Origin of the sequence: uncultured Varibaculum sp. (genome assembly GCF_902489465.1) — a bacterium.
In the GTDB taxonomy this organism is placed as follows: Bacteria; Actinomycetota; Actinomycetes; order Actinomycetales; family Actinomycetaceae; genus Varibaculum.
The window spans coordinates 42,826-59,876 of the sequence record NZ_CABTZZ010000002.1 but is presented as its reverse complement, the minus strand read 5'-3'; the positions used below and the strand labels follow the sequence as shown (position 1 = coordinate 59,876).

The 17,051-nt window shown below is 52.8% G+C and carries 22 protein-coding genes; 13 read left to right on the top strand and 9 right to left on the bottom strand.

Translation table 11 applies throughout. The features are described 5' to 3' along the window. Window positions 1–9 precede the first annotated feature (9 nt). The 8 genes from atpD to RDM26_RS00725 all read left to right on the top strand — a co-directional run bounded on the left by atpD (window position 10) and on the right by RDM26_RS00725 (window position 5,981). Window positions 10–1,455 carry a F0F1 ATP synthase subunit beta gene (gene atpD, locus RDM26_RS00760; RefSeq protein WP_238127593.1) on the top strand — a complete coding sequence of 482 codons (1,446 nt, stop codon included), beginning with the start codon at window positions 10–12 and terminating at the stop codon, window positions 1,453–1,455. Next, window positions 1,455–1,712, top strand: coding sequence for a F0F1 ATP synthase subunit epsilon (locus tag RDM26_RS00755; RefSeq protein ID WP_307737172.1), 258 nt, complete (start codon window positions 1,455–1,457; stop codon window positions 1,710–1,712). Before atpD ends, RDM26_RS00755 begins: the two co-directional genes overlap by 1 nt. 37 nt (window positions 1,713–1,749) lie before the next feature. Next, window positions 1,750–2,172: a DUF2550 family protein gene (locus tag RDM26_RS00750; protein ID WP_307737171.1), complete on the top strand. Its 423-nt coding sequence runs from the start codon at window positions 1,750–1,752 to the stop codon at window positions 2,170–2,172. Between the two features lie 70 nt (window positions 2,173–2,242). Continuing rightward, window positions 2,243–2,941, top strand: a complete 699-nt coding sequence (gene nucS / locus RDM26_RS00745) for an endonuclease NucS (protein WP_307737170.1) — start codon at window positions 2,243–2,245, stop codon at window positions 2,939–2,941. Window positions 2,942–2,981: 40 nt separating this feature from the next. After that, window positions 2,982–4,202, top strand: coding sequence for an amidohydrolase family protein (locus tag RDM26_RS00740; RefSeq protein WP_307737169.1), 1,221 nt, complete (start codon window positions 2,982–2,984; stop codon window positions 4,200–4,202). A 1-nt stretch (window position 4,203) separates the two neighbouring features. Next, the gene (locus tag RDM26_RS00735; RefSeq protein ID WP_307737168.1) at window positions 4,204–4,485 is read left to right on the top strand and encodes an ATP/GTP-binding protein; all 282 of its coding nucleotides are present in this window, start codon (window positions 4,204–4,206) and stop codon (window positions 4,483–4,485) included. A gap of 110 nt (window positions 4,486–4,595) precedes the next feature. Continuing rightward, the gene (locus RDM26_RS00730) at window positions 4,596–5,369 is read left to right on the top strand and encodes an alpha/beta fold hydrolase (protein WP_307737167.1); all 774 of its coding nucleotides are present in this window, start codon (window positions 4,596–4,598) and stop codon (window positions 5,367–5,369) included. A gap of 198 nt (window positions 5,370–5,567) precedes the next feature. After that, window positions 5,568–5,981, top strand: a complete 414-nt coding sequence (locus RDM26_RS00725; RefSeq protein ID WP_278608574.1) for an ACT domain-containing protein — start codon at window positions 5,568–5,570, stop codon at window positions 5,979–5,981. 21 nt (window positions 5,982–6,002) lie between these two features. On the opposite strand, the gene RDM26_RS00720 is transcribed toward RDM26_RS00725, so the two are convergent. After that, window positions 6,003–7,052 carry a DNA adenine methylase gene (locus RDM26_RS00720; protein ID WP_307737166.1) on the bottom strand — a complete coding sequence of 350 codons (1,050 nt, stop codon included), beginning with the start codon at window positions 7,050–7,052 and terminating at the stop codon, window positions 6,003–6,005. A 114-nt stretch (window positions 7,053–7,166) separates the two neighbouring features. On the opposite strand from RDM26_RS00720, the gene RDM26_RS00715 reads away from it, so the two are divergent. Continuing rightward, a complete protein-coding gene (locus RDM26_RS00715) occupies window positions 7,167–8,513 on the top strand; it encodes a DUF4921 family protein (protein WP_307737165.1) in 1,347 nt (448 codons plus the stop codon). A 148-nt stretch (window positions 8,514–8,661) separates the two neighbouring features. Here RDM26_RS00715 and RDM26_RS00710 read toward each other — a convergent pair whose 3' ends face one another. Genes RDM26_RS00710 through RDM26_RS00685 form a run of 6 tightly spaced genes read right to left on the bottom strand, consistent with a single transcriptional unit; the run spans window position 8,662 to window position 11,224 of the window. Continuing rightward, on the bottom strand, window positions 8,662–8,907 hold the full coding sequence (locus RDM26_RS00710; protein WP_307737164.1) for a CsbD family protein: 246 nt from the start codon (window positions 8,905–8,907) through the stop codon (window positions 8,662–8,664). Between the two features lie 19 nt (window positions 8,908–8,926). Then, complete coding sequence (locus tag RDM26_RS00705; protein ID WP_307737163.1) at window positions 8,927–9,553, bottom strand: hypothetical protein; 627 nt, start codon at window positions 9,551–9,553, stop codon at window positions 8,927–8,929. Further along, entirely contained in the window at window positions 9,550–10,146 is a 597-nt protein-coding gene (locus RDM26_RS00700; protein WP_307737162.1) for a hypothetical protein, read from the bottom strand. The genes RDM26_RS00705 and RDM26_RS00700 overlap by 4 nt, the downstream gene beginning before the upstream one ends. Further along, window positions 10,143–10,499, bottom strand: a complete 357-nt coding sequence (locus tag RDM26_RS00695; protein ID WP_307737161.1) for a hypothetical protein — start codon at window positions 10,497–10,499, stop codon at window positions 10,143–10,145. The genes RDM26_RS00700 and RDM26_RS00695 overlap by 4 nt, the downstream gene beginning before the upstream one ends. A gap of 12 nt (window positions 10,500–10,511) precedes the next feature. Then, the gene (locus RDM26_RS00690) at window positions 10,512–10,706 is read right to left on the bottom strand and encodes a hypothetical protein (protein WP_024059343.1); all 195 of its coding nucleotides are present in this window, start codon (window positions 10,704–10,706) and stop codon (window positions 10,512–10,514) included. Between the two features lie 23 nt (window positions 10,707–10,729). Further along, window positions 10,730–11,224 carry an Asp23/Gls24 family envelope stress response protein gene (locus RDM26_RS00685; protein WP_307737160.1) on the bottom strand — a complete coding sequence of 165 codons (495 nt, stop codon included), beginning with the start codon at window positions 11,222–11,224 and terminating at the stop codon, window positions 10,730–10,732. A 175-nt stretch (window positions 11,225–11,399) separates the two neighbouring features. Between RDM26_RS00685 and RDM26_RS00680 the strand changes: the two genes are divergently transcribed. After that, window positions 11,400–12,437 carry a hypothetical protein gene (locus tag RDM26_RS00680; RefSeq protein WP_307737159.1) on the top strand — a complete coding sequence of 346 codons (1,038 nt, stop codon included), beginning with the start codon at window positions 11,400–11,402 and terminating at the stop codon, window positions 12,435–12,437. 14 nt (window positions 12,438–12,451) lie between these two features. Here the strand turns inward: RDM26_RS00680 and RDM26_RS00675 are convergent, their stop codons facing one another. Then, entirely contained in the window at window positions 12,452–12,997 is a 546-nt protein-coding gene (locus RDM26_RS00675) for a gamma-glutamylcyclotransferase (RefSeq protein ID WP_307737158.1), read from the bottom strand. A gap of 294 nt (window positions 12,998–13,291) precedes the next feature. Here RDM26_RS00675 and RDM26_RS00670 point away from each other — a divergent pair, with 294 nt between their 5' ends. Beyond that, a complete protein-coding gene (locus RDM26_RS00670) occupies window positions 13,292–13,735 on the top strand; it encodes an Hsp20 family protein (protein WP_307737157.1) in 444 nt (147 codons plus the stop codon). A 98-nt stretch (window positions 13,736–13,833) separates the two neighbouring features. Here RDM26_RS00670 and RDM26_RS00665 read toward each other — a convergent pair whose 3' ends face one another. After that, a complete protein-coding gene (locus RDM26_RS00665; protein ID WP_307737156.1) occupies window positions 13,834–14,580 on the bottom strand; it encodes a hypothetical protein in 747 nt (248 codons plus the stop codon). Window positions 14,581–14,773: 193 nt separating this feature from the next. Between RDM26_RS00665 and RDM26_RS00660 the strand changes: the two genes are divergently transcribed. Both RDM26_RS00660 and RDM26_RS00655 read left to right on the top strand, forming a co-directional pair. Beyond that, entirely contained in the window at window positions 14,774–16,000 is a 1,227-nt protein-coding gene (locus RDM26_RS00660) for an NADP-dependent isocitrate dehydrogenase (protein WP_307737155.1), read from the top strand. Window positions 16,001–16,207: 207 nt separating this feature from the next. Beyond that, window positions 16,208–17,050 carry a substrate-binding domain-containing protein gene (locus RDM26_RS00655; protein WP_307737154.1) on the top strand — a complete coding sequence of 281 codons (843 nt, stop codon included), beginning with the start codon at window positions 16,208–16,210 and terminating at the stop codon, window positions 17,048–17,050. The last annotated feature ends 1 nt before the right edge of the window (window position 17,051 follow it).

Here is a 17,051-nt window from a genome sequence, read left to right as displayed (position 1 = left end):
GAGACTCTAATGAGTGATACCGAACGGACTACGGGCGTGGGACGGGTTTCCCAGGTGATCGGCTCGATCGTGGACGTGGAGTTCCCGCCAGATCATCTGCCGGAAATGTACAATGCCCTGGAAGCCATGATCCAGATTGAGGGCGAAGCTACCCCCCATAAGCTCACCTTGGAGGTGGCGCAGTTCCTAGGCGACGATGTGGTGCGTTGCCTAGCCCTAAAGCCCACTGACGGATTGGTGCGCGGACAGGAAGTAACTGATACGGGAGCCCCCATTTCAGTTCCGGTAGGTGACGTTACCAAGGGACACGTATTTAACGTCACCGGCGACTGCCTCAACCTGGAAGAGGGGGAGACCCTCGAGATTAAAGAACGGTGGCCTATTCACCGCGACCCGCCCTCTTTTGATCAGCTGGAATCTAAAACCCAGATGTTTGAAACCGGGATTAAAGTTATTGACCTGCTCACCCCCTATGTGCTGGGTGGTAAGATTGGTCTGTTCGGCGGGGCAGGCGTAGGCAAGACCGTGTTGATTCAGGAAATGATTCAGCGCGTAGCCCAAGATCACGGCGGTGTGTCGGTATTTGCTGGCGTGGGTGAGCGTACCCGCGAGGGCAACGACCTGATTCATGAAATGGATGAAGCGGGAGTTTTTGATAAGACCGCACTAGTCTTCGGACAGATGGATGAGCCTCCGGGGACGCGTCTGCGCATTCCGCTAACCGGTCTAACCATGGCGGAATACTTCCGGGATGTACAGCACCAGGACGTGTTGCTGTTTATCGACAACATTTTCCGTTTCACCCAGGCCGGCTCGGAGGTATCGACTCTGCTGGGGCACATGCCCTCGGCGGTAGGCTACCAGCCGAACCTGGCCGATGAAATGGGTCTACTCCAAGAACGCATTACCTCGGTTGCAGGACACTCGATTACCTCGCTGCAGGCGATTTACGTGCCGGCTGACGACTACACCGACCCGGCTCCGGCAACCACTTTCGCGCACCTAGATGCCACCACCGAACTTTCGCGTGATATTGCTTCGCGTGGTTTGTATCCGGCGGTTGATCCCTTGTCTTCGACTTCGCGGATTTTGGATCCCACCTATGTAGGTGAAGAACACTATCAGGTGGCCACCCAGGTAAAGTCGATTCTGCAAAAGAACAAAGAACTGCAAGACATTATCGCCATCCTAGGCATGGATGAGCTTTCTGAAGAGGACAAACTCACCGTGAACCGGGCACGCCGGATCCAACAGTTCCTGTCCCAGAACACCTATATGGCCGAGAAATTCACCGGGGTGGAAGGCTCCACAGTTCCGCTGGCTGAAACCATTGAGGCCTTTAAGCGTATCTGTGAAGGCACCTATGACCATATTCCGGAGCAGGCCTTCTTCAATATTGGCGGGATCGAGGATCTGGAACGCAATTGGGCGAAGCTGCAGAAGGAAGCGGCGTAATGAATTTGCTTTCGGTTAAAGTAGTGACCCGCTCGGGGGAGCTGTTTAGTGGGCAGGCGGGATTCGTCTCCCTGCCCACTACCGAAGGCTCACTGGGGATTTTACCTGGACACCTGCCTTTTTTAGGTACCATTACCGCGGGAAAAGTTAAAGTGGGGATGAAAGAAAATGACCCGGATGCCCGGGTTTTTGAAATAGTTCCCGGATTTGTTTCCGTTGATGAAGATAAGGTGACCATCGTAGTTGACGGGCTGTAAATCGAAAAGATTTGGCTATAGGCGATATAGTTAGGCCATGACGGCGCTAAAAGTTCTTCTGCTAATCATTTTGGTGATTGCCGCCCTAGTGGCTTTAATCGCCGCCTATTTTTTGTGGCGTATGAATCGCCTCTACCGGCGAGGGGCTTTTCTGTGCTCCTACCGACCGGACGTAACCTCCGGATGGACCGAGGGCTGCGCAGTATATGAGGCCGAGTCTTTAAGCTGGTATAAAGCGGCAGGTCTGTCTTTCCGTCCCGACAAGACTTGGCCGCGCCGGCAAATAGAGCTAGGGAAAGTCCACAACTACCTGTCCAAAAAAGGGATACGCAACGTGGCAGTACCGGTAACGGTAGATACCCATCGTTTCTGGTTGTTCCTTTCCGAGGACGACCACGCCGGCCTCGTATCCTGGGCAGAGGCGGCGCCTCCCCGGGAAATTCCCCAATCCTGGGGATAAAGCTGCTTGCAAAATAACGCAAGAAATGACCGGGTGAACCAGATTTTCCGATGATCTAGAATAGATTCCCATGCGCGTACTTTTCGCTAACTGCTCCGTCGAATACAGCGGTCGCCTCACCTCGTTTTTACCGATGGCACCGCGAATGATCATGGTGAAAGCCGATTCTTCGGTGCTTATTCACTGTGATGGGGGCTCCTATAAACCCCTTAACTGGATGGCAGGGCCGGCTACTATCGAAGAATTACCGGTACCGCCCGAAGACGAAGCCGCCGACATAGAACAGATTTGGTTAGTAGAATCAGCAAAAACTGGGGATCAGCTAAAACTGCGGATCGGAGAGATCTTTTCGGAAACCAGTTGTGAGTTGGGAATAGATCCGGGACTGCAAAAAGACGGGGTAGAGGCGCACTTACAAGAGCTGCTGGCGGCGCAAGTCCCAGATATTCTGGGAACCGGATGGAAGTTAATTCGGCGAGAATACCCCACCGCGGTAGGTCCGGTCGATTTACTGGTTTTTGACCCTGAGCTCAATCACGTAGCCATAGAAGTGAAGCGGCGCGGAGAAATTGATGGGGTAGAGCAGCTCACCCGCTATCTAGATCTGCTTTCCCGGGATCCGATTATGCCGGAAGTGCGGGGGATTTTTGCGGCGCAAGTAATCAAACCGCAGGCCAGAACCCTTGCCGAAGATAGGGGGATTCGCTGTCTAACCTTGGATTACGATACGATGCGAGGAGTAGACGACGCCGAATCGCGCCTGTTTTAAGCCATGAAAAAACAACTTATCGGGCAGGAGCATTGCAGCTATGAATGAAGTATTTGCCATCCGCGGACGAGTAGTAACCACCAACCGCATCATTACCGATGGGGCAGTGGTAGTTTCCGGAGACGCCATTGTTTGGATAGGCGAATCAACTGCGGCTAAAGACGCTGGTTTCGGTGACGAAATACTGGCAGCCACCGCTCCAAGTGACGATCGCTACGTATTGCCGGGGTTGATCGACGTCCACTGCCACGGGGGCGGGGGCGTGTCTTTCCCGGATATCCAGTCCGAAAACCAAGCCCTGGCAGCGGTGGCTGAACATCTACGCTGGGGCACTACCTCGCTGGTAGCCTCGCTGGTTACGCAATCACCGATGGTGTTGCGGGAGAAAGCCGAATTATTAGCCGGGATGTGCGCGGCAGGTAAACTCGCGGGTATCCATTTTGAAGGTCCCTTCATTGCTCAGGGGCATTGTGGCGCTCAAGATCCCGCGCATATTCAAGCCCCTAATGAACCCTTAGCGCGCGAGCTGCTGATTGCCTCCCGGGGGTATGCGGTGTCGATGACTTTCGCTCCGGAAAAACCTTATGCCATGGGACCTTCCGGAGTGGCCGAAGCCTTGATTGCGGGTGGGGCAGTGCCTTCCTTTGGCCATACCGATACCAGTTCTAAGAAGATGCGGGACGCCTTGGTAGAAGTGCGGCAAACTCTGCAGCATTCGGCGCATGCCCGCTGCCCGCATGCCACGGTAACTCACCTGTTTAATGGAATGGCGCCCATGCATCACCGCGATCCCGGACCGGTTCCGGAGATCTTGGCGGATGCGGCCGGGGGCGGAGTGATTGTCGAACTCATTGCCGACGGTGTCCATGTGGCTCCTTCTTTAGTACGCAACGTATATGAACTGATCGGACGCGAACAGATGGTATTCGTGACCGACGCGATGGCCGCTACGGGGCTGGGAGACGGCGACTACGTCCTCGGGGGGCAAGCAGTAACCGTTAAAGAGGGCGTAGCAACTTTGAGTCAGCGCGGCGGAGGGCTCGCGGGCGGAACCTCTCACCTCATCAACCAGGTGAAGATAGCGCATAAGGCAGGAATCCCACTGGTAGATGCGGTGTATTGTGCTTCGGCGCAAGGGGCAAAAATCTTAGGAAACCCCCAATTGGGGCAGGTGGCTCCCGGCAAATTTGCTGATCTTTTAGTTACTGATGCCCATTTGAATCCGATGGAAGTTTACAAACGCGGATCCCGGGTATTTTAAAGTGGCTAGGCGCTCTCGTAAACGTCCCTGGGGGGAGCACCGGCCTTTAAGGATAGATTCCTTAGCTTCCATGCCGCGGGCAGTTTCCCGCCCGGACGGTGATTTCCAGGTGCAGTACCTGTCCCAGGCGCGTAAAACTTATTTGTGTCCCGGGTGTAGCCAGGAGATCCGGATCGGCCAGGCACATGTGGTGGCTTGGCGAACCGACTTTATTTTTGGTACTCAAGCGGGTTTAGACCAGCGCCGACATTGGCATCGTTCATGTTGGGAACGCGGTCTCTAGTATTTGCGGGTTCGTGGAGCTCGCCAAAACCCTAAAACATAATTCCGCAACTATCGTGCCAGTTTTCGCGGTCATCTTCTCCGAGCTGTGCGAAGATGGAGATTATGAACGTGGCTATTTTTACGCGGGACGCGCATAGAATGGCGGGTACCCCCGCAGTGGTTTTATTAGCAGCTTTCCCCTATGACCATCGAATGTGGGAAGGGGTTGCCCGTCGTTTCGAGGGAGTACCGGTAATAGCGATCGATCCGCCTGGGTTTGGCCGTTCCCCGGTTCCGCTAGATCCTCCCTCTTTAGAAATCTATGCCGATTATGTAGCCCAGGCAGTACGAGCAGAAGGAGCGGAAAAAGTACTGGTGTGTGGGAACTCTATGGGAGGATACACCGCGCAGGCGATGATTGAGCGGCATCCCCGTTTAGTGGGCGGAGTGGTGCTAGTGGGCACTAAGGCTGATATTGATACTGCGGACGCGCGGGCTGCACGCACAGAAATGGCGGTCGGGGCTCTGGTTGGCAGGGCGCAAGAACAACTGGTGAAGTCCATCCCCAACATGTTGGCCAAAGAGACCCTCACGGATTTTCCCAAGATTCCCCAGCTGATGGAAAAATGGATTAACGAGGCACCCGGGGAGGCAATTTCTTGGGCGCAGCGTGCTTTGGCGGCGCGCCCTGGCCGTCTCGAGACGCTAGGACGGGCACAAATCCCGGCAATGGTGGTTCGGGGAGAGCAAGATCAAAACTCCACTGCGGCCCAGGCGGAGGCGATGGCCAAGGCACTCGGCACCCGGGTAGTCTCCGTGCCACGGGCGGGACATTTGGTGCCGTTAGAGGCACCCTCGGCGGTAGCGCGGGCAGTGATGAGTGTTTATCGGCGGATGTCCTGACTTGCGCACGGGATGAGTATCTTATTGCCAAAGAGTCGATCCCCTCTTTGGCAAGGGCTGATTTATAAGCCAGCACTCTAAAACAAGTTGCTGAACGCAGCCTGAAAGTTTTGGTATTTACCTGCTGAAACTGGTAAAAATCGACCGCAGAGTGAGACTAGAAAGCACGGGTAGGGCTTAGCCCCCTAACTTAAAACTATGAGTTCGTATTCTGACTTTGATCTAGCGTTGTCTAAGCTTCATCCCCATATGTTTGGCAAGTATGTGTTCTTGTCGGAGCGGGATGGTCTGCCCGCGGGCTTAGAGCCGTTTGCACAGATAAAAGAGGAAGAAGGACTCACCCTAATCGTTCCCTTAGAACAGGCAAAAGCAGCAGGTCTGGCCGCGGGGAAAAAGATTTATCGCCGAATTACTTTGGATTGCGATGTCTCGCTAGAAGAAACGGGGCTTACTTTTACGGTCGCTTCGCAGCTGGCCAGCCAATCTATTCCCTGCAATGTTTTATCGGGACTGCACCATGACCACCTGATGGTACCGGCAGCTAGAGCGCAAGAGGCTATTTCTTTGCTGCAGCAGCTCTCCCAGCAGGCTAAGGGTTGGCTCCAATACTAAAACCGTTAACTGTCGACTGATTTAAGAGGATAAGGCCGCGCTGATTTGAGACAGAGTGGTAGCGTTGCCGCCTACAAAAACATTCTCAATGTTTCGATCCGCCCCTGGCTTCCCCACTTTCTTTCCTTGCGGGTCATAGATTCCGATTTTTGCTCCCACATAGCGGCGCTGTGAAAACGCAAACTTTTTTACCTGGGCAAATCCGGCCTCCAGGATGGCATTAACCATCTCGTCCTCGCCAATCCAAGCTTCGTCATTATAGGAAACCACTATGGTTTGGGCGCGTACCCGGCCAAGCAAGGAAAAGAAACTTTGCGCCATAGTGCGTTTGGAGTTAAATACTGAACGGTGCTGATCACCGCGCGCATCTATCCGTTTGCGCGCCACTCCGTAGGCCTGGGGGGCATCCCAACGCACTAAGGTTTCCCAAATATGGTAGTTAGTAAAGTAACGGTGCTGGTTATAGGGGGGATCGAGGTAAGCGAGATCCACTTGGGGTACCTGGTCAACCAGTTTGAGGGCGTCTCCTTGGAAGGCCCGCCCCTTTCCCGGCAGCAGCTGCGGCAAACGTAGCTCTAACTGGTTATAGGAACGCGGCGCCCACTTCTTCAGATACGCCATCTGGACTCCAGTGGTGGAATCTACGCGGTCGGCAGCCTCCATCAGGGAAGTTAATAATATCGGGAATAAGGGATCGTTTTGCAGGTCAACCAGGTAATCTCGGCAAGCATCGATACGCCTTCCGTTATGGGGTTGAAAGAACCGAGCCTGGTGGCAAAAAGTCTCGGTGAAGTATCCTTCTTTACCTTTAAGGGTGCTCATTGCCTCGAGGTGGTCGCGTAAGGCAGCGATATCAACGGTGTTGGCATCAGTTTCGATATAGGTACGCGCCAGTTGATAACTATAGGAAGCAAGATCGCAGGCAGTAGTGGAGATCCCGCGACGTTTAAACTCTTGGGCGACCCGAGTGGTACCGGAAAACAGATCGAGAGCACTCCGCGCGCCAGCAGCGCTAGCAATGGTTCCTAAAGCTGGTACCAGGTTCCGTTTTGACCCCAGATATTTAATCAACTTACCTCCTTCCCCTCCCGCTCACTATAAACCAGACCCCCAGCATTTAAAGCATCTGACTTACACGCGCGGGGAGTGGGAGAAAAAGTACCAATAGGCAACTAGGGTGGAAGTATGGCAAAAGAGGAAGCAGTAGCCGCACGAGCATTAGTTAAACTGGCAGATGGAACCGTTAAGCAACGAAATCAGTTAACTGGAACCGAGGTGTGGACGGTACCGGGTCGGGGGCATCGCCCACTTTCCAAGCCTCAGGTTAACCCCACTCCCATTAGTGCCAAGGATCATACTTCCACTTGTGCCTTCTGCTCTGACCGCTATTTAGAAACCCCGCCCGAAAAATCTCGAATTGTCTTAGGTGATCCGGATCTGCCAGCAGATAAGACTACCAGTTTCGGAGATTTCCGGATTGTAGAAGGGCTAGCGGCCGATCAGCTTAGTAAGTACCCGGCCGATTTTCGGCGGATCCCGAACCTCTTTGAGATCGTTTCCTATCAGTACTGGCATCTTAATCATGGCCATGAACCATCCGATAAAGAACGCCAGCATCTGGCGGAATACCTTTCTACCCCTACCGGCTATGACCATGTGTTGCGGGTAGTGCGAGCGAAGCTGCACCAATACGGGATGAATGACGAGGAAATAAATAGCCTCAGCGAACCGGAAATGTTGGGGCAAGCAAACTCGTTCTTCTCGGGTGGACATGATCTGATTGTGGCCAATCGGCATTTCGTTCCGGGAGCCACTAACTCCTCTCAGCTGGCTTCCGCGGGTACTCTGACTCCGGATGAGCATCATGCCTATATTGCCTTCACGACGAGGGCGCTGCGGGATCTGTACGATCTGGATCCGGCTGTCAAATATGTGGCGACTTTCCAAAATTGGCTAAAACCGGCGGGTGCCAGTTTCGATCACCTACATAAACAATTGGTAGCGATTGACGAATTCCCTGTTCAGACCACTCAGGAACGAGAACGACTGCGCAAGGACCCCGATATTTACCACACTATTTTGAAGATTCGGGCTACTCGCGGACTGATCTTGGCGCAAAACGAGGACGCGATTGCGATGGCGGGGGTGGGGCACCGTTATCCTACGATCGCGGTCTGGCCACTCGGTAAGCCCTGTAATCCCTGGGATGCGGGAGAAAAGAAGACGCGGGCAGTTTCTGATATTTTGCATGCTATCCATGCTGCTACCGGTGCTGATGTCCCTTGCAACGAAGAGTGGTATCACCGTCCGCTATCGGTTTCGACTCCGATGCGCTGGCGGATCTTACTGAAATGGCGAATTTCGACCTTGGCGGGTTTTGAGGGCGGTACCCGGATTTACCTAAACACGATTGACCCTTGGGGTATTTCCCGGCGGGTGGTGCCACGACTAAAAGAGTTACGGGCAGCCGGTAAAATCGCGGATATGCGCATTGGTGAGGAAACCAAAGTTTCGCCCTCCCTACTGGATTAACTAGGCATTAACGAGGGACTCGGGATAGCGGGTTTTGAGACAGGGTTTGTTCGCGAGGATGCTAGGGGAGTAGGACATAAAAGAATCGGGAGGCGATCGCCTCCCGATTCTTAAACTAGCTATTTGCTACCGTTGAATCTTGCCGGATTTACTTGTCGTTAGAGAATCCTTCTTTGATTTTTTCGGCAGCAGCCTTCAGGTTAGCGCCGGCTTCTTCGGCCACGTCCTTAGCTTTATCGGTAAACTCAGAAACCTTATCTTTGATTTCTGCGCTAACCTGATCTGCTTTCCCTTCGGCTTCTACGTTCTTGTCTCCGCTAACTTTGCCGGCAGCTTCTTTTGCTTTGCCGCCCAAGTCCTCTGCAGAGTTCTTAATCTTGTCGTCCAGTCCCATATTGTTCTCCTTTTATACTTTATGAATCTACGCGATCCGCAGATCCTAAATTGGTTCGCCAATTCGTGGTGATCCGCACCAGAATCGGCATTTTTATTCCTAAAACTTGATCTAACTTCGCAATCGCTTGATCAATTTCTATCTTAACTTCGCGAGGGTTCGTCCCCTTGTAAACCGCGGCGGTTAACGCCAGTCCAGGGCGCTTTTTTACCTCCCAAGAAGAGATTTTTAGAGAGGCAATGTCGCGACTACTAGCCACTTCACTCTCGATTATGTCCTGGATTAACCCCAACTCGGCAGTAATCTCGCCTTCTTTGTCAGAATCCTTTCCGGCCTTATTTAAAGCCAGCGAGCGAATCTTGCCGCCGCCTTGGGAAAACACCCAGACTATCAGCAATAGGATCACTATAATTCCCAAGGCGAGAGCTCCTGCGTGAACTGCGGAAATCTCTCTGCCTTGCACCTGGAAGGTTGACTGTCTAGCCAGGTTGGTAAATCCGGACTCTATTTTTGAGCGGTAGTCAATAAGGCGGCGGTGAATCGAGGCTGAGGATGCAGCGGAGGTAATTGAAACTCCGGCGGCAAGAAACAGCAAACCAAAAATAAACAGTAAGATCCGATTCAAAGCTCGAGGTAGTTTTTTCACTTTTCAAGCCTCCCTTCGGTAGCGATCTTAACTGCTGACTTTAGCCGCGGCCTCAGCTGCCAGGAAGCGACCTCTTCGCTTGCCACCTGTTGGATTTGCGCTTGGTCTAAGGTGCGTCCAGTACTAGGGGTAATAGTACTTACCGAACGTCGTTTACTAACTGCGGTAGAGACGGTTCCTGGTGGCAGACCTGCCTCTTCGCGTACTAACCGAGAAATTCCTGCGGCGACCACACCATCATCAATAACGTAGGCAGTGCGTTCGTCACTGAGGGCATGTTTACTTAAAGTACCCGGCAGTACCGCTTTAGCTAGCAATATTAATCCGCCCAGGGCTAGCAGCACCCCTACGATAATCGCTAGGGGACGGTGACTATTACTTAAAGACGCAAATCCTTGCTGCCACATATCAGCCGGGTTTACCAGCAGGGGATCTTTCCCAAATAACGCCAACACGCCCTCGGTAGCTAAAAACCCCAGAGCAGCAACTATGATGATCGCTAAAATAACGCTGCTTAAAGCGCGAGAGGAATGGGTCTGCCGTCTAACCAGATAAGACACGTGAGAGCCGGATTTGCTGGATTGGTTACTCATTGCAGCTGCCTCCGTTTCTGATGCTTATAGATTCCAGTTAGTCGCAGATTTACTCGCCCAACTTTCACTCCTGCTATCTGGCCAACGCGGGTAACGATGTCATGCCGCGCTGCGTCCGCCAAGGAAAACACGGAGCTATCGGAGGTGTTAATGATAGTGTCTAGAACCTGGGAGCTAAGGGGACAAGAAATATCTATGCCCAATAACCCCTGGTCGTCACGGGTAGAAACTTTTATTTGCTCACCGGGGACACTGATTCGCTGGGCGGTGGCCGCCATCGCAATGGTTTGGATAGCGCGCGCAGACACCGTGGTGATTCCCGCAAGTTCGCTTGGTTCCTTATCGGAATTCATTACTCCTCCTTCTTAATCGGAGGTGGTAGTGTGCTTGCCGATTAGGGCTTCACCCACGCCTTTCAGATCTAGCTTTCCCGAAGCAGCCCTGCCTAATACCGCCCCGATGGCCATAAACAGGATGGCGACTAAGAATCCAAAGAATCCGTGAGCTACGGCCATATATGCGAGAAAAGCACCACAAAAAATACCAGCTATGGTGGTCATGTTATTTTCCTTTCCGGCGAAGGTTACTTCAGATCCTTTTTATCCTTCTCGGCTTCGTCTTCTTCATTGTCGTCATCGTCCGGTACGTGCACATCCGTAACCTTGATGTTTACTTCAGTAACTTCTAGTCCTACTAGCCCTTCGATAGCTGAGAAAATAGCTTCCCGGACTTTATCGGCTACTTCGTGTACCGGGTAGGGGTATTCCACAATCAGCACTACGTCCAGTGCGGTTTGAGTCTGCCCGATTTCTACCGAAATGCCCTGGGTTATGCTTTCGGAGGCTCCGACTTTGGAACGCAAAGCCCCCAGGGCGCGGGCGGCGGAGTTACCAAGATCGTAGACCCCGGGAATCTCTTTGATGGCCAGACCAGCAACTTTGGCAACTACCTGGTCGGCAACGGTGGTTAGTCCCTGCCCTTGATCCTCGGCGACGTTATTTGCAGGGATTAGTTCTTTGGCTTCTTCGGCGGTGGGTACTACGGTCGGGGTCTTTTTATCTTTTTGGGTATTTGCCATTATTCCTATCCCTACTTGGTTGGTAACGTTATACTTTCAACGGTCTATAACCAGCAATTTTTGTATTCCTGATCTTTAGTGACCTGGTTTAAGGGTATCGGAGTTTGATTCTCCAAGCGAGCGTTTAGGTTAATTTAATGAGCATCTAAGTGGGTTTTCCCGGTAGGATCGCCCTATGGCTAACCGACATGATGACGAAGAAACCGCTGAGCATAACGAGGATGCCGCAGATATCAGTTCCTTGAATAAGGCTGCCCTTTCACCCTCAGAGAACGGGGAGGAAAATGCTGCTCTCCTTGCTAATAAGGGCGATCGCTGGCAGGTAGATACTCCCGGCGAGGACGAACAGGCAGGTAAGCAGGAACCGCCGGAGGGAACCGCTACAAGCGCAGAGGGCGACGCCGCGGATGATACGGACTCTCCGGGCGAGGATCTAGTTACCGAGGGAGAAGATAGCGCTGACGAAGAGTTTCAGATTCCTGAGATCCTGCCGCTAGCTGGCGGAAGGGAAGCGGCCGCTGCGGTAGATCCCGAAGTCGCGAGCCAAGGGGACAAGCGAGTTTGGGGTAATCAAGTTGGCGGACACGTTGACCGCGATGAACTCGGGGACTGTGAATCTGGTACTGCCTTTAATGTTGATCAGATTGCCCTGAAGAAGACCGGTCAAATTAAGAAAACTCATTCTCGTTCGCGCACCGTTATTTCCTGGACATTGGGGATAGTGGCAATAGTGGCCGCTATGGGGATTGCGCTGTACGCCAGTGGCGTTTGGCAAAAGTTTTTTACTCCCGCGGGTGCCCCCTCCCCCCAGGCAGGAGCGAAAGCTTATTACGGGGCGCTGCTAGATAAGGATGCGCAAACTATTTGTGCTTTAAGTTCCGAGAAAGCGCGGGGGCAATTGGTGCAAGCGATTAGCCAAAAAACCGATGAAAATAGCCTCGAACAGTGCACGCAGGCAGTTGAGAAAACCTTTGCGCAGTCCGAGCAGTCGCCCTCGGTGAAGTTAGCAGATCTGAGGTTCTCCCCGGAGCCTAAGGCAGATGCCGGCGGAGCGAAGGCGGTTTTGATTAAGGATAAGCAGGGTACTCCGTTGCAAATTATGGCTTGGCAAGAAGATGAGGGGCGTTGGTTCCTGGCGGGGCAAAACTTACAGCAGCAAGTGATGATGAAGTACCAGCAATCCCTGGTTGCAGGGAGTAAGGGCGCTAAGTAGTGGTCAGCGCGACTTTAGCGGTCTAGCTCGTCCTCATCGTCGCTGAAACGCTCATCGATATTGGGGTCTTCAAAATCTTCGAGGGCGGGGGAGAGTTCTTCCCATTCTTCCTCGTGGTTATCCCAATCGCCGCTGGGGGAGAGCACCAGTTCATCGCGGTGATCGCGGAAGGAGTCCGCGTTAGCCATATAAACATAGGCCTGGACTTCTTGGGTGGGACCTTCCCAGGTGCTGTCTTTGTCCGGGAATACCTCTACCCGTACGATTTGCCGGGTATACATATTATTGGGGTCGCCTTCGCCTAAATACCCTTCGTATTCGTCGAGTTCTTCTAGGGTTTCTTCAAATAAACGCTGTTCGATCAGCAGTACTTGCCCCACAATACCGGTGCCGCCGATAGAGCGGATCGCCATCGGGTAGGACGCTCCAATATATAGGGAGGCTTCCCGCAGATAGGCCGGGGCGAATTCGGTCACCGCGGCTTTCAGACTGGAGCCAAAGCCGCGAGAACCGAGTTTCAAGGTGCCGTAGACAAATAAAGGTAGGTATCGCGCGCTCATGTTCCTATTTTCTCAGTAACGACTAGTTTTAGGGCGTCTTTGGGGCGGCGTTTTGGGTTACTGTCATTGGCGGTTGCGGATAGCAATATATATTGGCTGTTCAAAGGGAAAATTAGGGACTAGGTGGAGATCTTGGGGATAGAAAATTTAAAGTTGAGTCTATCTGACTTAACTTTTCGCCTTCAGAATAATTGGCTAGCACTAGGGTGTGGAGAGTGCCAGAATGGGATCCGTGAGACCGAGAGAATCTCGGTAAGAAGATTTCCCGCAACTACGCGGGGGTAAGGAGTAATCATGGTTCGCAGGTATGATCCCTTCCGTCAGATGGAAGCGATTTTTGAAGACGCGATGCGCCAAGGTCCTTCCCGGGCAGCTATGCCTTTGGATCTGTATCGTGATGGAGAAAAGTTTATTGCCCTTTTTGATTTGCCGGGGGTGGATCCGGCCAGCGTAGATATCGATATCGAGGATCGCACCCTCACTATTCGCGCCGAGCGCAAATCCCCCGAAATTACCGGTGCCCAGTGGCTGACTCATGAGCGTCCCTTCGGTACTTTCGCTCGCCAGCTCACCTTGGGTAATGGGGTGGCTCTTGACCAAGTAGAGGCCGAGTATGTGGACGGGGTGCTCAAGCTAGTTATCCCGGTGGCAGAGGAAGCTAAGCCTCGCAAGATTGCAGTCCAGCGTGGCTCTCGCCAGATCGAGGGCAATGCCGAGACTCTTAATGATGCCGACTAAGCGCAGCTGATAGCATTCTTGGGCGGGGACGCAGGTTTTGGGCGTCCCCGCCCTTAAGATTTTTCTCTATCGCCGTTGGTGGCTTCCAGAAGTCCTAGCTAGTCCCCTTTGCTATTTATTTGAACGTTGATTTGCCTCGTAAACTCTATGATCTGACTGGCCACGGTTACCGGATCGAATAGCTGCAGGTGATGGCGGGAAGAATCGGCGCGCACCAGGCGGGCATCAATGGCTCGGGCGTAGGAAGTCAAACCTTGCCAGGTTTTACTGCTTCGGCGGTGGGCAGCGGAAATCACCAGTTGAGGCAGCTGACGATCCAGTAAATCAATCTCTTGGAGATCTTGCCAAGCCAAGTAAAAGGAAGGTTGCTCGCGGGCGGCTCCGCGGTAAATCCAGGCAAGGATCTTTTGCTCCAGCTTTTGATAGAGAGGACTGGCGCCCTCGTTGTTTCCCTCGAAAGAGGGGTCTATCTGTACGATTCCAACTGGCCGTACCCGGGCGGAAGTGGGGGACTTTAATAGTTGTGCTGCCCAAACTCGTACCAGCATTGCGCCATAGGAGTGCCCGACCAGCACCATAGGTAGTGGGTTTTCAAAAGTGGCGCCCAGGTGGAGAGCAAGTTCTTCTCCGCCCGCTCGCATCTCCGCCACTAGGCTTTGCCAAGTCACTTCCGCGCCCTCTTCGGGGTACAAAATCGGGGAGCGGGTTGAGCGAGCGCAGTAAAAAGCACGGCTAAGAATCGGGAAAGTCAGGTTCCAGCTACGCATAGACCCGCCCAGTCCGGCCTCTAACCAGATAAGAGGCTGAGGCCTGGCGACAGCGGTCTTGCCAATCTGAATCTGCATAAAGCTAATTTAAGGTACGAAGCTACCGCGTGAGAAGGATTTACCGTCACGCAGAAACTTGCGGGGAACAATGTTTGAAGCGGATAACCACAGACTTCGCCTCTCAGCTCACAGCGCTAGCCATTGCTAATTTATCTCGATATCGAGTAAAGTTAAGACCAAGGACTTAAAACTAGTAGCTTTGGAGTTATTCATGGCAAAGATCAAAGTAGCCGGCCCGATCGTCGAACTAGACGGCGATGAAATGACCCGGATTATTTGGCAAAAAATCCGTAACGAACTAATCCTTCCCTATCTGGATGTGGATCTTCGTTACTACGACCTCAGCGTAGAGAACCGGGATGCCACCGGTGACCAGGTCACTATTGATGCCGCCAACGCGATTAAAGAATACGGCGTAGGGGTTAAATGTGCAACTATCACCCCTGATGAGGCGCGGGTGGAAGAGTTTGGGCTCAAGAAAATGTGGAAATCGCCCAATGGCACTATCCGCAACATTCTCGGCGGGGTGATTTTCCGCGAACCCATTATTATGAGCAATGTGCCGCGTCTGGTGGGTGGATGGACAAAGCCCATCGTGGTTGCCCGACACGCCTTCGGTGACCAATACAAGGCCACTGATTTCAAAATCCCCGGTGCCGGGAGCCTAACCATTAGCTTCCAACCGAAAGATGGATCCGAGCCTATAGAACATACCGTGGTTGAGTACCCCGAAAGTGGGGGAGTTGCCATGGGTATGTACAACTTCAATGACTCCATCAAAGATTTCGCTCGCGCTTGTTTCCGCTATGGCCTGCTGCGGGGATATCCGGTTTACCTGTCCACCAAGAATACGATTTTGAAGGCCTATGACGGGCAGTTTAAGGATATTTTCGCCGACGTCTATGACAGCGAATTCAAAGAGCAATACGAGGAAGCCGGCCTGCACTATGAGCACCGCTTGATCGATGATATGGTGGCCTCTTCCCTGCGCTGGGAAGGTGGATATGTTTGGGCATGTAAGAATTATGATGGCGATGTTCAGTCCGATACGGTAGCTCAGGGTTTCGGTTCCCTAGGGCTGATGACTTCGGTACTAATGACTCCCGATGGGCGCACTATCGAGGCTGAAGCAGCACATGGTACGGTAACTCGCCACTATCGCCGCTGGCAGCGGGGAGAAAAAACCTCCACCAACCCGATTGCCTCTATCTACGCCTGGACCCGCGGTCTGGCACATCGCGGCAATCTAGACAATACTCCAGAAGTTGCTCACTTCGCGCAGACCTTAGAGGAGGTAATTATCTCTACTGTTGAAGGCGGGCAAATGACCAAAGACCTAGCTCGCCTGATCGATGAGGATCATCCCTGGTTGGATACCGATGGCTTCATGAATGTGTTGATTGAGAACCTGGCTAAGCGTCTAAAACAAGATGCCTAACCTAAAACCCAGCTGACCTAGGGGTTTTAACAGGTGGCTTGAACCTGGAAATCCCAGATCCTGTCGGTCTTTTCGGGGCGGACGCGAAGAAGAAGCGTCCGCCCCGATCTTTTTCGTCTGGTCGATACCAAGAAATAGGTTAGTATTGGGTAGTGAGTTAGATGCTCAGTAACCTAGCAGAATTGGCGTCAACAGAAGGGGGTCACAGTGGCGAAGAATGCTAAGACACAAGCGAAGCGTTTTCTGTTAGTCAGTCCTCCGATGCCGTATGATTCTCCGTTACTTAGCATGGTGATACGCACCGGCTATGAAACCGCCAAGATGGGATTTGACTTAATCCCTGTCCAGGTAGAGGCCGCTAAACTCGATGTTGATGCTTTGGCGGACAGTGCAAAGCTAATTGGCCCAATTTTGCCGCTGGTTCCCTTTAGTAAAGAGCAAAATAAACAGTTGCAAAGCCTGGGTGTACCGGTCGAGCCGGCAATTTTTGCCACTGATTCTCCGGCGTATCCGGTGGTGGCAGCGCTATATGGTGCTTCCGGGCGAGCCATGGCATCCCGAATGGTCTCCTCAGGTCACCGCAACTTGGTGTACCTGTGTTCCTCTGACCCCTTGCTCGAAAACCTTAACCAGTTACGGTATGCCGGAGTGCTACAAGGGTGTATTTTCGGAGGTTGTCCCACGCCCACCATGCTGACTACCGAATACAATTCTCCCAATCTTTCCGGAGAGTTAGTGCAGCTGTTTTCAAAGAATCCTGGGGTTGATGGGTTCATTTGCCATAACGATTTCCTGGCGATGGAGGTTATCCAGGCTCTTAGGATGTGTGGACGCATGGTTCCCAATGACTGTGCCGTTATCGGGGTAGGCAATGCTCCCGAAGGTCAACTCTTCAACCCGCCACTTACCTCTATTGATTTTAATCCCGAAGTAAGCGGGCAGCTTTACGCCCAGGCGCTCGGCAAATTCTTGTCTGGCGAAAAAATCGATGCCCCAGATCCGAAAGAAGTTGACAAAATGATGACGCTGGTTGCCAGGGGAAGCGCCTAGG

Coding starts and splice junctions, on each gene's coding strand:
- RDM26_RS00690 (WP_024059343.1), bottom strand. CDS start 10,706: ATGACCACCATAGCTGGTATTTTTTGTGGTGCTTTTCTCGCATATATG.
- nucS (WP_307737170.1), top strand. CDS start 2,243: ATGCGCGTACTTTTCGCTAACTGCTCCGTCGAATACAGCGGTCGCCTC.
- RDM26_RS00685 (WP_307737160.1), bottom strand. CDS start 11,224: ATGGCAAATACCCAAAAAGATAAAAAGACCCCGACCGTAGTACCCACC.
- RDM26_RS00665 (WP_307737156.1), bottom strand. CDS start 14,580: ATGCAGATTCAGATTGGCAAGACCGCTGTCGCCAGGCCTCAGCCTCTT.
- RDM26_RS00680 (WP_307737159.1), top strand. CDS start 11,400: ATGGCTAACCGACATGATGACGAAGAAACCGCTGAGCATAACGAGGAT.
- RDM26_RS00700 (WP_307737162.1), bottom strand. CDS start 10,146: ATGAGTAACCAATCCAGCAAATCCGGCTCTCACGTGTCTTATCTGGTT.
- RDM26_RS00750 (WP_307737171.1), top strand. CDS start 1,750: ATGACGGCGCTAAAAGTTCTTCTGCTAATCATTTTGGTGATTGCCGCC.
- RDM26_RS00675 (WP_307737158.1), bottom strand. CDS start 12,997: ATGAGCGCGCGATACCTACCTTTATTTGTCTACGGCACCTTGAAACTC.
- RDM26_RS00710 (WP_307737164.1), bottom strand. CDS start 8,907: ATGGGACTGGACGACAAGATTAAGAACTCTGCAGAGGACTTGGGCGGC.
- RDM26_RS00715 (WP_307737165.1), top strand. CDS start 7,167: ATGGCAAAAGAGGAAGCAGTAGCCGCACGAGCATTAGTTAAACTGGCA.
- RDM26_RS00725 (WP_278608574.1), top strand. CDS start 5,568: ATGAGTTCGTATTCTGACTTTGATCTAGCGTTGTCTAAGCTTCATCCC.
- RDM26_RS00660 (WP_307737155.1), top strand. CDS start 14,774: ATGGCAAAGATCAAAGTAGCCGGCCCGATCGTCGAACTAGACGGCGAT.
- RDM26_RS00740 (WP_307737169.1), top strand. CDS start 2,982: ATGAATGAAGTATTTGCCATCCGCGGACGAGTAGTAACCACCAACCGC.
- atpD (WP_238127593.1), top strand. CDS start 10: ATGAGTGATACCGAACGGACTACGGGCGTGGGACGGGTTTCCCAGGTG.
- RDM26_RS00695 (WP_307737161.1), bottom strand. CDS start 10,499: ATGAATTCCGATAAGGAACCAAGCGAACTTGCGGGAATCACCACGGTG.
- RDM26_RS00755 (WP_307737172.1), top strand. CDS start 1,455: ATGAATTTGCTTTCGGTTAAAGTAGTGACCCGCTCGGGGGAGCTGTTT.
- RDM26_RS00670 (WP_307737157.1), top strand. CDS start 13,292: ATGGTTCGCAGGTATGATCCCTTCCGTCAGATGGAAGCGATTTTTGAA.